We start from the raw sequence: 17,033 nt of genomic DNA on the forward strand, positions 1-17,033 counted from the left end.
GTAATTCTAAAGGGAGTGTTGGAATGAAGATCGCAGTTATCAAAGAACAAAAAGAAGGAGAAGGTCGTGTAGCGGCTACTCCAGAAAATGTTCGCAAGATGGTAGAAGCTGGTAACGAAGTCTTAGTTGAAAAGAATGCCGGTGTAGGTGCCGGGTTCCCAGATGCTGAGTTTGAAGATGCCGGTGGTAAGATTGTCAGTCATGAAGAAGGCTGGAAAGCTGACTTAATCATTAAGGTTAAGGAACCAGATGCAGAAGAATACAAGTATTTCTCTGAAGGTAAAATTGTTTGGGGCTTTCAACATTTAGCTTCATCAAAACCAACTGTTGAAGCAATGATGAAGGCTGGAACTACCGCTATCGGTGGTGAAACAATTGTTAATGATGGAAAACTTGAATTGTTAGCTCCAATGAGTGCCATCGCAGGTCGACGTTCTGTGATTATGGGTGCTTACTACTTGGAAGCTCAACATCAAGGTGAAGGAATCTTACTTCCAGGAATCGATGTTCCAGGTATTACACCAGGAAACGTTGTTATCTTCGGTGGTGGTAATGCAGCTACCAATGCCGCAGAAATGGCACTTGGATTAGGATGCTCAGTTGTAATTATCGAATTAAACGATGATCGCATCAAGCAACTTGAATCTGAATTTGCAGGTCAAAAAGTTCGTGTTGTTAAATCAAACGAAGAAAACCTAGCAAAAGAAATCAAAGATGCTGATTTGTTTGTTTCAACAATTCTTATTCCTGGGAGCAAACCACCAAAGCTTGTTAAAGAATACATGGTTAAATCAATGAAGCCAGGTAGTGTAATTGTTGATATCGCCATCGACCAAGGTGGAACGGTTGAAACAATTGATCACCCAACAACCATTGATGATCCAGTATTTGTCAAAGATGGTGTTGTTCACTATGCTGTTCCTAACCAACCAGGTGCCGTTCCACGGACAGCTACGATGGCACTTGCAGCTGGAAACCTGAAGTACTTGTTGGAAATTGCTGACAAAGGCCTTGAAGGCGCAGTTAAAGCAGATCCAGCATTAGGAACAGGTGTTAACCTTTATAAAGGTACGATTACCAATGAAGGTTTAGGTAAATCATTAGACTTACCATATGAAGAATTAAACATTTAATTTTTAATTAGAATTTACTTTGCTCTGTTGAAAAATGATTGTAATAGATTTAGATGAAGATTTAAATCTATTATAATTTTCGAAAGTATTGTGAAAACTAATACATGAGAATGATTAGATATTACACGGTTTAGTGAACAAAAATACTTTACAAATTAAAGTATACACAAAGGAGTAACACTATTATGCCAATGAATAGTATTGTAGCCAAAACAGCCGATATTTGTGATATTAAAGATATTGAAGAAGCAAAAAGTATTATTAGTAAATATGCACGTCGTACACCATTGATTCAATCAATGTTCCTTTCAAGAAACGTTGCTAAAGGCGATGTTTATTTGAAGCTTGAAAACATGCAATTAACTGGATCATTCAAATTCCGTGGTGCCAACAACAAAATTAACCATTTAAGTGATGAAGAAAAGAAGCGTGGTGTTATCGCAGCCTCAGCGGGTAACCATGCTCAAGGTGTCGCCTTAACTTCAAAACTTTTAGGAATTAATGCTACGATTGTTATGCCAGATGAAGCACCTCAAATGAAACGTGATGCAACGCGTGGATATGGTGCGGAAGTTGACATTCACGGTGCAACATTTGATGATGCACATGCTTGGATGTTTGAACGTGCTGAAAAAGAAGGACTAACAGTTTGTGATCCATTTAATGACAAATATGTTATTGCTGGACAAGGTACCATTGGTCTTGAAATTTTAGATGATCTTTGGGATGTTGATACAGTTATCGTACCTGTTGGTGGTGGTGGAATGATTTCTGGTATTGCTACTGCAGTTAAGTCATTCAACCCATCAATTCACGTAATTGGTGTTCAATCAGAAAACGTTCATGGAATGGAAGCTTCAGTTGAAGCAGGTAAAATTACATTCCATCATGATGACTTTACATTAGCTGATGGAACTGATGTTTCAACTCCAGGTGATTTGACATTCCCTATTGTTCAAAACTTGGTTGACGAAATTGTCTTGGTAAATGAAGACGAGATCGCATTAGCAATGAAAGACCTTATGCAACGTACTAAGATTTGTGTTGAAGGTGCTGGTGCATTACCAACAGCTGCTATCGAATCAGGAAAAATTGATAAGAAATGGCTCGAAGGTAAGAAGACTGTTGCCCTTGTTTCAGGTGGTAACGTTGACTTACAACGTGTTTCAAAGATCATTGACCACTTCTTAGCTCCAGTTGGAACTGAAAAAGGTATTGGCTAAATTGAAATAACATGTTAAAATGTTAACTATTAAAATTTGGTGAGACTAATTATTTTGATTTAATTGAAAAAAATACAATTTAATAATCTGAATAATTAAGATCATTGCTAGCCCCTAACATGACATTGTTTGTGCGATGGGGCTTTTGTTAAAATTTAGTAGAATTGAGGTAATGTACTGATGAAGGATGGTCCCGACCCCGAACTCTCCAGATCTTTGAAGAGTAGACATATACAGATGATAGCAATTGGTGGTGCCATAGGAACTGGTTTGTTCCTAGGTTCTGGTACTGCAATTCACGAGTCCGGTCCTTCAATAATTCTAGCTTACGCTGTTGCTGGAGTATTTTGTTACTTTTTGATGCGCGCAATTGGAGATTTGTTACTTTCTGATACAAAACTTCATTCGTTTATTGATTTTGTAAAGAGATATCTAGGTGACGAGTTTGAGTTTGTTACTGGATGGACTTATTGGCTTTGCTGGATCAACATTGCAATGGCTGATTTGACTGCTTCTGGAATATATGTAAAGTATTGGTTCCCCCATTTCCCACAATGGGCCACACCGCTTATCATCATTGTTGTCTTACTGATTAGCAATATGGCAAGTGTTCGGCTCTTTGGTGAAATGGAATCGTGGTTTGCGTTTGTTAAGGTTGTAGCAATTATCGCGTTGATTGTGATTGGTGGCTACATGATTCTTGTAGGATATCAAAGTAACGCTGGCACAGCTAGCTTAAGTAATTTGGTATCACATGGTGGCTTTTTCCCGACAAAAATAAATGGATTTTTGACGTCATTCCAAATGGTATTATTTGCTTTTGCCGGAATCGAAATGGTTGGAATTACTGCGGGTGAAACACAAGACCCCGAAGAAAATCTTCCAAAAGCCATTCATTCGTTACCAGTTCGAATTGGGTTGTTTTATATTGGATCGATGATTGTCATCATGAGTATTTATCCTTGGGATTCACTGTCACCATCTCAAAGCCCTTTTGTTACAGTATTTAGTGATGTTGGAATTCCGGCTGCTGCTGGAATAGTTAATTTTGTTGTGTTGACCGCAGCAATGTCAGCATGTAATAGTGCGATTTTTAGTACCAGTCGTACTTTATATGCAATGGCAAAAGGTGGCAATGCACCAAAAGGATTCAAAAAAATTGGACGTAATTTAGTACCAAATGTCGCACTGAATTTCTCATCATTAGTTTTGTTAATTGTTGTGGCTCTGAATTATTTTATTCCAAACGGTGTTTTTAAGTTAATTTCCGGAATGGCGACTGTTAACTTTATCTTTATTTGGGTAGTTTTAATTATATGTCATATACTCTATCGCCGAACCGTAAAAAATGTGGATAAGTTAATTTTTCCGATGCCAGGGTATCCATTTACTGATATTTTAACGATTATATTTTTCGTATTCGTACTCATTGTTTTAATGTTTGACAGCAACATGCTAACTTCAATAGTTCTTGCAGTTATTTGGTATTTAGCTTTAATTTCAATTTACTATTTCAAAGTAAAAAAAGGGAGGCAAAACAATGAATGACCAAGAAAATCAATTAAAAAAGACCCTCGGCTTTTTCCCTGCCTTGGCGACAGTTATGGGAACCGTTATTGGTGCCGGTGTCTTCTTTAAAGCTTCAAACGTTGCACAAGTGACAGGATCAACCAGTTTAGCCATGATGGCCTGGTTTATTGGTGGGTTAATTAGTATCTGTGCTGGATTAACAGGGGCTGAATTAGCTGCTGCAATTCCAGAAACAGGTGGATTAACGAAATATTTACAACACACCTATGGTGGCTTCTGGGGATTCCTTGCAGGTTGGGCACAAGCTATTATTTATTTCCCTGCTAACGTAGCCGCTTTAGCAATTATTTTCGGAACACAAGTAGCCAATTTATTTGGATTAAGTACAGGAACGGTTGTTCCAATTGCCATTGTTTGTGCTACTACAGTAACCCTTATCAACTTCTTGGGTGCCAAAGCAGCCGGTTATTTGCAATCAATCACATTGGTTATCAAGTTGATTCCACTTGCTTTAATTGTGATTGTTGGATTAATGCATGGTGGCTCAAATGGTGTTGATTTCTCACTATTTCCAGTTAAACCAGGTCAACACATTGGTTTATGGACAGGTTTAGGACAAGGATTACTTGCAACAATGTTTGCCTATGATGGTTGGATTCATGTTGGTAATATTGCTGGTGAAATGAAGAATCCAAGTAAAGATTTACCAAAAGCAATCTCACTTGGTATTGGTTTGATCATGGTTGTTTATTTAATCGTTAACGCTGTGTTCTTAATGATTTTGCCATTAGCAGGTGCACACAACGCCGTTATTGGTAATTTAAATGTTGCTTCTGACGCATCAAAAGTTTTATTTGGTGGGCTAGGTGGTAAAATAGTTACGATTGGTATTTTGATTTCTGTTTATGGAACGATTAACGGGTATACCATGACTGGGATGAGAATTCCTCTTGCTATGGCTGAAGAGCATAAATTGCCATTTAGTAATTTATTTGGTGCATTAACTGCAAAGAGTAAAGTTCCTTGGTTCAGTGGAATTTTCCAATTAGTAATTGCAGCAATTATGATGTTAACAAACGCATTTGATGCTATTACTAACATGCTTGTATTCGTTATTTGGTTATTCTATTGCATGGCTTTTGCAGCTGTGATGATTTTGAGAAAGAAGGAACCTGAATTGGTTCGTCCTTATAAGGTTCCTGCATATCCAGTAATTCCGATTGTTGCTTTGTTGGGTGGATTATTCATTGTTATCAATACACTGTTCACACAATTTATGCTTGCTGGTATTGGAATTGTATTAACAGCAATTGGAATTCCATTCTATTTCTACCTCAAAAACAAATACAAATTTGATTAGAAATGATTAATTAATTTGATGATTTCAAGCTCAAATTCAGACTAGAAAGACAAATTCTTTCTAGTCTTTTTTTTGTGAAGAAAACGTTTTAAAAACGCTGTGTATCAATGATAACGGTAAGCATCGCGGCCATAACAATTTCACTAAGTAACTATAATTTCATTCATATTGCTTGTAAGCGGTTACATTTCCATGATATAGTTTTAGTTGAAAAGTTGTTGCAATGGTTTTAAGGAGGTCAAAAAATGGCAAGCTCATTAGATAAGTTTTTAGAAACTAATTTAACGGATTTACAATCCAAAGGGTTATTGAATACCATCGATACTTTGGAAAAACCCAATGGACCTGTTATCGAAGTAAACGGGAAAAACCTGATTAACCTAGCATCAAATAACTACCTAGGTTTTGCTGACAAGCAAGAGTTAATTGATGCAAGCATTGATGCAACGAAAGAGTGGGGGGTTGGTGCTGGTGCTGTCCGTCCCATTAATGGGACGCTGCAAATTCACGATCAACTTGAAAAAAAGATTGCTGAATTTAAGGGAACAGAAGCAGCATTAGCATATCAATCCGGTTTTAATGCTAACATGGGTGCCATCTCAGCAGTAATGGACAAGCATGACGCCATCTTGTCTGATGAATTAAATCATGCTTCCATCATCGATGGTTCTCGCCTATCTGGAGCAAAAATCATTCGAGTTAAACATAAAGATATGCAAGACTTAGAAGCAAAAGCAAAGGAGGCAACCGAAAGCGGACTATATAATAAAGTCATGTATATCACGGACGGTGTCTTCTCCATGGATGGTGATGTTCAAGATTTACCATCAGTAGTTGAAATTGCAGATAAGTATAATTTGATTACTTACGTTGATGACGCACATGGTTCTGGTGTGATGGGTGAAGGTAAAGGAACTGTTAAATCATTTGGACTTCAAGATAAAATTGATTTTCAAATGGGTACCTTATCCAAAGCCGTTGGTGTTGTGGGTGGTTACGTTGCAGGTAAACAAAAATTAATTGACTGGTTGAAAGCACGTAGTCGTCCGTTCCTATTTTCAACATCATTAACACCTGGTTCAGCGGCTGCAATCATTGAGGCCTTAACCGAAATTATGGAGAAGCCTGAGTACGTTGAACAACTTTGGGATAACGCACGTTACTTCAAAGAAAAATTAAGTGGTTTAGGCTTTGATATAGGAAAATCAGAAACACCAATTAGTCCAGTAATTATAGGTGACGAAGCTAAGACACAAGAATTTTCAAAGAAATTAATTGAAAAAGGTGTTTATGCTAAACCAATTGTTTATCCAACAGTACCATTAGGAACTGGACGAATTCGAAACATGCCAATCAGAACACATACAAAAGAAATGTTGGATCAAGCAATTAAAACGTATGAAGAAGTTGGCCACGAATTGAACTATTTATAAAATACAGGGGAGATGAACATTATGAAAAAAGTATTAATTACAGGATCATTAGGACAAATTGGATCAGAATTGGCAGAAAGACTACGCAAGGATCTGGGACAAGACAATGTGATTGCAACTGATATTCGCAAACCTGAAGGTAATCCAACTGTTGAAGGTGGCCATTTTGAAATCTTAGACGTCAATGATGGTGACAAGATGTTGGAAATTGCCAAAGAAAACAACGTTGATACGGTGATTCATCTTGCAGCACTCCTCTCTGCTGTGGCAGAACAAAAGCCACAACTTGCTTGGAATTTGAACATGACGGGACTATACAATGCCCTAGAAACTGCTAGAATTACTAATTCGATGTTCTTTGCACCTAGTTCAATTGGTGCATTTGGACCAAATACACCTAAGGATAATACACCACAAGACACGATTATGCGCCCTACGACAATGTACGGTGTAACAAAAGTTGCTGGAGAACTACTAGAAGACTATTACTACACGAAGTTCGGTGTTGATACGAGAAGTGTTCGATTCCCAGGGCTGATTTCATACAAGACACTTCCTGGTGGAGGGACGACTGACTATGCTGTCGATATTTATTACGAGGCATTGCGGAAGAAACATTACACTAGTTTTATTAAAGAAGGCACATATATGGACATGATGTATATGCCAGATGCTATCGACGCTGTGGTTAAATTGTTAAATGCCGATCCAAGTCGTTTAGTACACCGCAATTCGTTCAATATTACGGCAATGTCATTCGAACCAGAAGACATTAAGAAATCGATTCAAAAAGTAATGCCTGATTTCGATATGGATTACGATGTTGATCCAGCACGTCAAAAAATTGCAGACTCATGGCCAAACTCGATTGATGCCTCGGCCGCTAAGTCAGAGTGGGATTTCTCGCCTAGCTATGATTTAGATAAAATGACTGCCGATATGTTAGATAAATTGAAAGATCGCATTTAAAGAGTATTAAATTGTATTCAAATGAAAATGGGCCTGCTTATGCAAGCCCATTTTCATTTAGGAGTGAGTTTTATGTTATTTGAAATCGAAAGTACTTTTAAAACAGTTATTCTCGTGAGTAACTTGCAAGATCACTTAATATTGCTTCTAGAAAGTCTTGTTTTGATTCAGTGGCTTGTTGCTCTTCGCCATATTTGCGGACTGAAACTAGTTTATCAGCGACTTCGTTATCTCCAACAACTAAAGTGTAGGGTACTTTTTGTGTCTGAGCTTCACGAATTTTATAGCCCATTTTTTCGTTACGGTGATCAACGCTAACGCGGATACCTGCAGCGGATAATTCTTTGTTTAGTTGATCAGCGTATTGAGCATGCAATTCTTCTTTCACAGGGATAATTTTAACTTGAATAGGTGAAAGCCAAGTTGGAAAAGCACCTTTGTACATTTCTGTTAGATAGGCTGTAAATCGTTCCATTGTTGAAACAAGTCCACGGTGAATCATAATTGGACGATGTTGTTCACCATCTTCACCGACGTAATGAAGATCAAATTGCTTTGGCAGCATGAAATCCAATTGAATGGTTGAGAGTGTTTCATCGTTGCCTGCAGCAGTCTTTGTTTGAACATCCAATTTAGGACCGTAGAAGGCAGCTTCACCTTCTGCTTCATAATAATCTAAGCCCATATCATCCATGGCTTGTTTTAACATAGTTTGAGCACTGTTCCACATTTCATCATCATCAAAGTATTTATCTGTATTTTCCGGATCACGGTAGCTCAAGCGGAAACTATAATCATCAATATTAAAATCATGATAAACTTCAATCATTAATTTCAAGATACTCTTAAATTCATCCAAAATTTGGTCTGGAGCAACAAATGTGTGACCATCATTCAATGTCATTTCACGAACACGTTGTAATCCCGAGAGAGCGCCAGATTTTTCATATCGATGCATCATACCTAATTCGGCGATTCGTAACGGCAGTTCACGATAGGAACGAATATGATGGTTATAAATTTGAATGTGGCTTGGACAGTTCATTGGTCGCAATTCAAGTTGTTCGCCATCGCCCATGTCCATAGGTGGGAACATGTCCTCTCGATAATGTTGCCAATGCCCAGAAGTTTTATAAACATCTAAGTTCATTAATACGGGAGTGTAAACATGTTTATAGCCGTTAGCTACTTCTTTATCAATGATGTATCTTTCAATAACGCGACGGATGGTTGACCCTTTTGGCATCCAGTATGGCAGGCCAGCACCGACTTTAGGATCAACAAAGAATAAATCTAGATCGTTACCAATAACACGATGATCACGTTCACGAGCTTCTTTTCGTGCTTTTAAATCATTTTGTAGATCTTCAGCATTGAAGAATGCGGAACCATAAATACGTTGAAGCATTGGGTTGGACGACATTGATTTCCAATATGCGCCAGCAACAGATAAGAGTTTAAAGTTTTTAACATTTGCTAAGTCCGCCAAGACTTTGCCATCAGCAAGTGCCTTAAAATCACCAATTTGAAACATTGATACTTGATTGTTTTCGGCAGCATCTTGCAAAAGTTCTTGTTGAAACTTATCTTTTTGAGCTGCAGCCAATGCATCGCTCAGCGCAACAGAAATTGGTTTTAATTCAACGTTATTTTCAATAAAGTCATTAATTTTTGATTCAAGATCCTCCAACTCGTCAGCGGAAACTTGGCTTTCATCTTTATCAGAATCAACGTAAAAACCATTTTCGTCGGCAACGATTTCGCCCAAACGAATTCCTGCAAAACTTTTGTTCAATGCCGCTGCTAATAGTAATGCGACAGATAGTCGTAATGCATTTAAACCTTCTTGTGAACTTTCTTCAACACTTTTAATCGACCCATTTTTTTCTAAAATATTAATTTGTGACATAACATTCACTCCTTCTAATGAAAATAAAAAAGTCCCTAGCATTTCATCGAAATGCTAGGGACGTTAGTTTTATAATTTATAACGTGGTTCCACCCATGTTCACAAACGCTAATTATCTAGAATGGTTAGCGTTTGACTCTTATAGCCTATAACGGATGCAATCCGGTTTTCCTTATTTCGGAAAACTTACTCAAAAGTGGTATTAATGAAACAAACAATATTATTAGATTTCCAGTCTTGACCTAATATCCCTGACTTGCTGAATCATTAACTTGTCTTTTGATTAACATGATATTAACAAGGCAATTTCAAAAAGTCAACCACTTTTTCATTTTTTTTTAATTTTAATTTAATAAACAGAAATTTCAATTAAGTTTTTATCGGGATCGTAAACATAAACAGATTTCATTTTTCCATGGGCACCTGAGCGTTCAACAGGACCTTCAACGATAGTAACGTAACAACTCTCCAAATGATTGATAACATCTTCTAGCGGGTCTTTAACAATGATGCAAAAATCTGCTGCTCCAATTGTGGGATTTTGAGCGATTGGTAAATGAGGATTTTCTTTTACTTGAAATTTAATCGCTTGTTTGCCACATAATACCGTCTGACGACCGTCTGCAGTTTCAATAATTGGCATATCAAAAACTTCGTGATAAAAGCGCAAACTGCGTGCAATATCACTAACCGTTAGCGTAATATGATCAATATCTCTAATTTTCATAGTATCCGTCCTTTTTTTCAAATCAGCGATAATTATAGCATACAAATTGACTCTTTATTTCAAGGTATGATACGGTATTACCATTGCAGTTTTGTTCGTGAAAAGGAAGAAGTATTAAAATGAGTTTATTAGATGTAAGCGGCTTAACGATGAGTTTTGCCGATAAAAAATTATATGAAGACGCCAGTTTTCAGTTGAACCAACATGAACATATGGGTATTGTTGGGCAAAATGGCGCTGGGAAAAGTACCTTGATCAAAATTTTGACCGGTACTATTTTACCCGTGGAAGGATCCATTAAATGGCAAAATAACATTCGGATTGGCTATTTGGATCAATACGCAGATATTCCTGAACACATGACCTTGATTGATTTTTTGCATACTGCCTATGCTGATTTGTATAAGATTAATGATTTGATGAATCAATGTTACGACGACTACGCAACTTCAATGGACGACCAATTACTGGAAAAAGCTGGCCGTTATCAAGAACAATTAGAGTCTCGTGGATTTTATGATGTTGAAACCGAAATTGATCGTGTTATTACCGGATTAGGCTTGGATTCAATTGGTCGTGATCATGAAGTTTCTGAAATGAGTGGTGGTCAACGATCAAAGATTATTCTAGCCAAGTTATTACTTGAAAATCCTGATGTCATCTTACTAGATGAACCAACTAACTATCTTGATACGAGTCATATTGAATGGCTAATTGGTTATTTAAATGAGTTTGATGGTGCAGCAATTGTTATTTCCCATGATTATGATTTTTTGGAGCGGGTTACGAATTCAATTTGTGATGTTTCATTTGGGAAAATTACCAAGTATCGCGGCAGTTTCAAAGCAGCCATGAAACAAAAAGAAGAACGCAAAGAAACACAAATGCGCGAATATGAAAAGCAACAAGTGGAAATTGAAAAAGCGCAACGCTTTATTGCTAAAAATAAGGCTGGCTCAAAAGCCACAATGGCTAAGTCGCGGGAAAAAATGTTAGCACGGATGACCAAAATTGATCCACCCGAAGATAATTTAAAAGCTAGCTTCAATTTTCCATATGAAGATACTGGTTCGCAAAATGCGTTAGCGGTTGATGAATTATCAGTTGGCTACAATCGACCATTGTTAAAGCCCGTCACTTTTAGCATGACAATGGGTGAAAAACTGATTTTTAAAGGATTTAATGGTGTCGGTAAATCAACACTGATTAAATCTATCCTCGGTAAAATTCCGGCCAAAAGTGGCCAGGCTAAGTTTTCACCATCAGCACGTGTTAATTATTTTGATCAGGATTTGGACTGGGATGATGATTCACTCACACCATTGCAAACGATTCAAAATTTGTTTCCGACGATGTTACCGAAAACAATTCGTACCAGACTAGCGCGTGCAGGTATTAATGCAGCCAATACAATGAAACCGATGAATCTATTATCAGGTGGCGAACAAACCAAAGTAAAACTGGCCATTTTGGAATTAACGCCATGTAACGTTTTGGTGATGGACGAACCAACGAACCATTTGGACGATGAAACAAAAGATGGCTTGAAACACGCTTTACAACAGTTCCCGGGCAACTTAATTCTTGTCAGCCATGAGGAGAGTTTTTATCAAGGTTGGGTTGATAAAATACTCAACGTTGAAAATTTAAGTATGAAGAAAAAATAAAAGTCGACCTGCCGGTCGACTTTTTTAATGCACTAAGTTTAGCAGTTCAGCGGGCCGAGTCAGTTGAAAATCAGCTTGCTTTAAGTTTTCAGGTTGAGCACTTCCCCAAATAGCAGCCCCAAATTTAATTTTGGCACCGTGAGCAGCTTGTAAATCATGGATTGTATCGCCAATGTACATCGTGTTTTCTGGTGCAAAAGCGCCTTTTTGGAGTGCTGTCAGAATTGGTTCAGGGTTTGGTTTATGGCTGGTGGTGTCGTCAGCCGTGATCACTGTATGAAAATAGTTAGCAATCGGTGGATATCTTTTTTTAAATTCTTGTTGATATTCAGCCAGTGATTTTGAAGTAACAATCGCTAAATTGACGTCTGGCATCTTGTTTAATTTACTAAGCGTCTCTTCAATACCAGCAAAAATGGTGACTTGATCAGCACGCGAATAAGCAATCTTAAACCATTCATCAATAATTGTCTGAAACTCATCAGACTTGACCCTAGCGCCTTCCAAAGCTTCCTTTGCAGGAATACCAAAGTATCCAGTTAACTCGCTATAAGAGCGATTATAGCCATGCTGAGCTAAAACTTCTTGCATGGCGGGGATGTACATTTTGATGGTATCAATGAGGGTGCCATCAATATCAAAAATAAAATTTTTCATCATCGGTAAACTTCTCTCTTACTTTTAAATTACTGTTATCATACCAAAAAAATAGTAAACAGTGTCATTAATGGTGACATGTTTACTATTTTTAAAACTATTCGTTAAAGTTACCTGATTCGACATCTCGTAAGAATTGGGCTAAATGGTCAAAATAAACCGGTGCATTATCAATCATATGATGATGACCACCATTTGGTGTAGTAACGAGACGAGCATGTGGAATTTCTTTTGCCATTCGTTTAGCGGTTGCAATTGGCATTGTTTCATGTTCACCAAACGTAATTAGAGTTGGCATCGTGATGTTATGAATTTGATCACGAACGTCCCATTCCTTCAGCTTCCCAGTGATCACAAACTCATTGTCACCTTGGAAGGCATTGTAAACAGGTGTTGCCATTGTACTAATCAGGTGTGAAATTGCAGGTGGCTGTTTGCGGTCAACATAGCCACGATTTAAAACATCGACGTATTCTTGGTATTTGTCATTGTCATAATCATTCTTTGCTTCGCATTCTTTCATGTAAGCAACGGCATCTGCCGGAAGGGCTTCTTCACGAACCTTGTTAATATTAACGACATATTCATCAATATTATCGACCATTGAGGAGATAATGGCCCCTTTAAGATGTTCGCCATACTTCAAAGCATACATCTGAACTAATGCGCCGCCCCAGCTTTGGCCAATTAAATAAAAATGGTCAAGTCCAAGTTTTTGACGAACTTCTTCAACTTCATCTAAGAAGTAATCGTAGGTGAGATATTTCTTAGCAATTTCAGGGTCAGAATAGTCTGGTTGATCTGAATAAAATGAGCCTAATTGGTCATACATATGAACTGTGACGTCAAGACCTTGTTTTTTTAATTCTTGGGCAAAATTTTCCCAGTATTCATGATTACCACCAGGGCCACCGTGTAGGCAAATCAAGTGAATATCGCCAGTGCCTTGGGTGTTCGTCCACAAATGATAACCGTTATCGAGGGTTAAAATGGTTGTTCCTTGTTTCATTTGATCACCTTTTTCTGATAAATTGGGTCTATTTTACCACAGATACTCTTGAAACACGCTTGATAACTATATTCAAATTTAATTTTTTTTGTTAATCTTAGTTAAATTAGATTAAAACAGGTTGAGGAATAAAAAGTGACAAAGTTAAATGCAAAGATAATTCAAAAATTAGTTGGCACAACTGTACAAATTCAAGTTTTTGAAAAGATTGATTCGACAAGTGCCTACTTAAAACGGATTGCACCAAACAATCACAATAAAAAAATAGCCGTTGTTGCCAGTGAACAAACACATGGTTATGGTCGCCAACAGCGACCATTTATTTCACCAAAGCAAACTGGCCTTTATTTGAGTTTGATGATTCCACAACTAGAATTAGCTTCTGTAGGCCAATTAACCACAGCAGTGGCTGTTGTCACTGCCCGTATTTTAGATCAGATTGCACCGCAACCAATTGCGATCAAGTGGGTGAATGACTTAATTTTAAATGATCGTAAAGTGGCAGGGATTTTAACCGAGGCAGTTGCTGATGCTAGCGGCATTGAAACCATTGTGATTGGTATCGGCATTAATTTAACACCTACCGAAATTCCCAGTGTGCTGGACCACAAAATGGGATTCATCACTGATCAATTGGCTATGGATCCAAATTATTTGGTCGCACAACTGATTCAAGCAATTTATGAAATGATCGCCGATTTACCTAATCCACAATATTTAGATGAATATCGGCGCAGAAATATAGTGTTAAATAAACAAATCACATTAAAAATTGGAAAACAAGAAATTAGTGGGCTGGCAATTGACATCGATGCAGCTGGCCAATTGATCGTCCAAACTGACCAAGAAATTCGTTCGGTAGGGATGGGTGAAATTACTAAATTAAATCTTAATTCTGGTTCGTACCGGGGTTGATTGACTGGAAAGTTGGCAGGGTTAAGTGACACTTTTCTAGATTAATCTGATAAGAAATATCTTCATTACCACGGAGGCTCATTGCAAAATCCGTTGAAAAAATCAGTAATCCTAACTGGTGGTGTTCATTGAAAGTGTGAAAGATTGGCTGTAAATCAAAAGTTACGTCAACAAATTCATTCTTTTCTAAATGATCAATGTGGTCGCTGCCATGACGATTTTGAAGGTTAATGTGGCCATACGAAATTACTTTGTAGTCTGTGAACACTTGCGCCATTGTAAATTCTCGAAGATCGTCTTTGCGCCAATGATATCCTAGCGCAATGCCATTTTTTTCTAGCAATGTTGGTGATTGATTCAAACGTTTGTCTCGACCAAAGTCAACAAGTTGAGCACTTACCATTCCGTGATCAGTGGAAGAAGCAATTGACAGAGTTAGCTGTGGCGTGCCGCGTAGTAACTTTTCATCTGTAAATTCAGCAGTTTTGAATAAGAGCCGGTGAGAATTATCAGCCATGAACAGACTCCGTTGCCATTTTGCAGGCTGCTGACAAAAAAGATTAAATTGTTGATTGGACAGGTGATCATTAAAAGTGGCGACTTGGTTGGTTGAATTTTGTGATTCTGTAAGTGTCGATGGCTTCAGATAGAACGTCTTATGATCTTGTTTTTCTTCCCAAGATGAATACGGTGTCCAAGTTTCGGATTGGTTATTAGCTTGAACAATCACATTTGGTAAAATTTGATCAGCTTGATTAGCCACATTGTACAATTTGTTGGCGAGCCACAGACTGATGATATCAGTGTAGTCGATGGAACGGAACGCATTTATATAAATGTGCTGTCCTTGATGCAAAATTAATTTTGTCGTGACAGGTAATTCTTGCAAGGCATCATATAATGCCTTTGCTTGATTTGGTTTTACGTTCCAATCGTTTAAACCGTGCACAATTAAAACATCCGCCGTGATATTTTTGAATTGATGACGATAATTACGTTGATCCCAGAATGTATTGTAGTCGCCTGTTGTTCGATCCATATCGTGTTGCATTTGTTTTAAATAAGCCTTAAAAGGCTGCGCGTATTTTTGATAATCGGCTAGATTTTGCTGTTTGCTAAAGGTCTCTGCAGCTAAAACATCGGCGTCTTCGCCTTGAAAGCCCCCCGGGGCCATTACTAATCCATTTTCACGGTAATAATCGTACCAGCTAGTAATTCCTGCTTCTGGAATAATTGCTTTAAGGCCTGCTATGCCACTGGTAGCAGCGGCAGTTGCTAAGGTGCCTAAATAAGAGCGACCAGTCATGGCTACATTTTGGTTACACCACCATGCTTTAATTTCAATACCCTCTGTTTTATTGGTGAACGCTTTTCGCTTACCAGTCAGCCACTCAATAATTGCAATTGTTGCAGCAGTTTGCTCTGGAGATCCACATGTTTGAAAACCATCAGAGTCTTTTGTGCCAATGCCAGCAGCATAAATAATTGCATAACCGCGAACGGCAAAGTAATCATTCAAAGTATAGGATTTCTCATGACTAAAGCTGCTTTTAGTAGTTTTTTCGATGCTGTTAATTTTTTGATAGCTAAAATTTGAATTAAATTGATAGTTGGACGAAGTTGAGACACCTTTTTTATGTTGAAGTGGAATATTAACATGATGGGTAAGGTGCTCTCCTAAGGTGTCGTTTGTACCTTGATTGTAAGGACTTGCTGTAAAGATAACCGGAACTTTTAACCCATTGCTAGTGTCAATTGGTCGCATTATTTCGGTTCGTAGCAAATCAGCACGGCCGTCGTTGTCAGTGTCCAAAGAAGTCTCTACGTAAACGACTTCACGAATTAACTTTGTTTCATCATAAACAGGTAAAGATTTACCGTTAAAAAAAATTGGTTTATTTGGCACGGGTAAGTCATATAAATTTTTAAAAACTCCCTTACTTGATAAAGAGTCAATTAGTGAAAGTCCATGTTTGGTATGTGTACATAGCAGTAAATACCACGCTTGAATAAGTTCATAAGTTCCCCATGAAGAAAATTTGTAATAAGCTAAATGATAATCTTGGTACGTTTTAAGAGGATTTTCAAGAGAAAAATCAGTTGGATAATCGAATTCAAGAAGTTGAAGCGCAAGTAAATAAAAATTGTTAGTTGAAAAAGGCTCATTACCATTAATGAAGTGCGCTACGGACTCATTTTTTGAAATCAATAAACTGGTTAGTATTTCATCCTGGGGCTTAGTTTCTGGGAAAGACCAAAGTAAAAATTGCTTCAGTAGTTCTTTAAAGCTTAGTGTTTGGTAATTAGAGGGCAGAATTGCGGCGGTCATTAACTCGTCAATCATTTTCGCTACAGAAGTTGGTTGAAGACTAAATTGATTAATTTTCATAGTGTTATGTTTATGTTCCTCCTAAATTTGTCGTTTATAAGAATCATACTTATGCGTATAATAGAATAGGTTAAGTTTAACAGTTCGAAAAAAACACACAATAACAAATTAC

The 17,033-nt window shown here is 37.6% G+C and carries 13 protein-coding genes; 8 read left to right on the forward strand and 5 right to left on the reverse strand.

Annotated features, from left to right (window positions below; all coding sequences use genetic code 11):
• Nucleotides 1-23: 23 nt before the first annotated feature.
• The 6 genes from ald to ACYVQZ_RS02825 all read left to right on the forward strand — a co-directional run bounded on the left by ald (nt 24) and on the right by ACYVQZ_RS02825 (nt 7,648).
• Nucleotides 24-1,133 carry an alanine dehydrogenase gene (gene ald, locus ACYVQZ_RS02800; RefSeq protein ID WP_461239875.1) on the forward strand — a complete coding sequence of 370 codons (1,110 nt, stop codon included), beginning with the start codon at nt 24-26 and terminating at the stop codon, nt 1,131-1,133.
• 185 nt (nt 1,134-1,318) lie between these two features.
• Nucleotides 1,319-2,356 (forward strand): bifunctional threonine ammonia-lyase/L-serine ammonia-lyase TdcB, encoded by a 1,038-nt coding sequence (tdcB, locus tag ACYVQZ_RS02805; protein WP_461239876.1) that lies wholly within the window; start codon nt 1,319-1,321, stop codon nt 2,354-2,356.
• A gap of 237 nt (nt 2,357-2,593) precedes the next feature.
• Nucleotides 2,594-3,904: an amino acid permease gene (locus tag ACYVQZ_RS02810; RefSeq protein ID WP_461239877.1), complete on the forward strand. Its 1,311-nt coding sequence runs from the start codon at nt 2,594-2,596 to the stop codon at nt 3,902-3,904.
• The gene (locus ACYVQZ_RS02815; protein WP_461239878.1) at nt 3,897-5,246 is read left to right on the forward strand and encodes an APC family permease; all 1,350 of its coding nucleotides are present in this window, start codon (nt 3,897-3,899) and stop codon (nt 5,244-5,246) included. Before ACYVQZ_RS02810 ends, ACYVQZ_RS02815 begins: the two co-directional genes overlap by 8 nt.
• 245 nt (nt 5,247-5,491) lie before the next feature.
• Complete coding sequence (locus ACYVQZ_RS02820; protein ID WP_461239879.1) at nt 5,492-6,679, forward strand: glycine C-acetyltransferase; 1,188 nt, start codon at nt 5,492-5,494, stop codon at nt 6,677-6,679.
• A gap of 21 nt (nt 6,680-6,700) precedes the next feature.
• Complete coding sequence (locus ACYVQZ_RS02825; protein ID WP_461239880.1) at nt 6,701-7,648, forward strand: L-threonine 3-dehydrogenase; 948 nt, start codon at nt 6,701-6,703, stop codon at nt 7,646-7,648.
• A gap of 106 nt (nt 7,649-7,754) precedes the next feature.
• Here the strand turns inward: ACYVQZ_RS02825 and thrS are convergent, their stop codons facing one another.
• Both thrS and ACYVQZ_RS02835 read right to left on the reverse strand, forming a co-directional pair.
• Nucleotides 7,755-9,557: a threonine--tRNA ligase gene (gene thrS / locus ACYVQZ_RS02830; protein ID WP_461239881.1), complete on the reverse strand. Its 1,803-nt coding sequence runs from the start codon at nt 9,555-9,557 to the stop codon at nt 7,755-7,757.
• Between the two features lie 349 nt (nt 9,558-9,906).
• Nucleotides 9,907-10,284, reverse strand: coding sequence for a VOC family protein (locus ACYVQZ_RS02835; RefSeq protein ID WP_461239882.1), 378 nt, complete (start codon nt 10,282-10,284; stop codon nt 9,907-9,909).
• Between the two features lie 119 nt (nt 10,285-10,403).
• On the opposite strand from ACYVQZ_RS02835, the gene ACYVQZ_RS02840 reads away from it, so the two are divergent.
• Nucleotides 10,404-11,951: an ABC-F family ATP-binding cassette domain-containing protein gene (locus tag ACYVQZ_RS02840; protein ID WP_461239883.1), complete on the forward strand. Its 1,548-nt coding sequence runs from the start codon at nt 10,404-10,406 to the stop codon at nt 11,949-11,951.
• Between the two features lie 24 nt (nt 11,952-11,975).
• On the opposite strand, the gene ACYVQZ_RS02845 is transcribed toward ACYVQZ_RS02840, so the two are convergent.
• Entirely contained in the window at nt 11,976-12,611 is a 636-nt protein-coding gene (locus tag ACYVQZ_RS02845) for an HAD family hydrolase (RefSeq protein WP_461239884.1), read from the reverse strand.
• A gap of 94 nt (nt 12,612-12,705) precedes the next feature.
• Entirely contained in the window at nt 12,706-13,617 is a 912-nt protein-coding gene (locus ACYVQZ_RS02850; RefSeq protein WP_461239885.1) for a proline-specific peptidase family protein, read from the reverse strand.
• Nucleotides 13,618-13,752: 135 nt separating this feature from the next.
• On the opposite strand from ACYVQZ_RS02850, the gene ACYVQZ_RS02855 reads away from it, so the two are divergent.
• Nucleotides 13,753-14,532 (forward strand): biotin--[acetyl-CoA-carboxylase] ligase, encoded by a 780-nt coding sequence (locus tag ACYVQZ_RS02855; protein WP_461239886.1) that lies wholly within the window; start codon nt 13,753-13,755, stop codon nt 14,530-14,532.
• On the opposite strand, the gene ACYVQZ_RS02860 is transcribed toward ACYVQZ_RS02855, so the two are convergent.
• Complete coding sequence (locus ACYVQZ_RS02860) at nt 14,507-16,921, reverse strand: Xaa-Pro dipeptidyl-peptidase (protein ID WP_461239887.1); 2,415 nt, start codon at nt 16,919-16,921, stop codon at nt 14,507-14,509. The two genes, ACYVQZ_RS02855 and ACYVQZ_RS02860, sit on opposite strands and share 26 nt — an antisense overlap.
• Nucleotides 16,922-17,033 lie beyond the last annotated feature (112 nt).

The sequence above is a fragment of the Paucilactobacillus salsurae genome, from assembly GCF_054784995.1.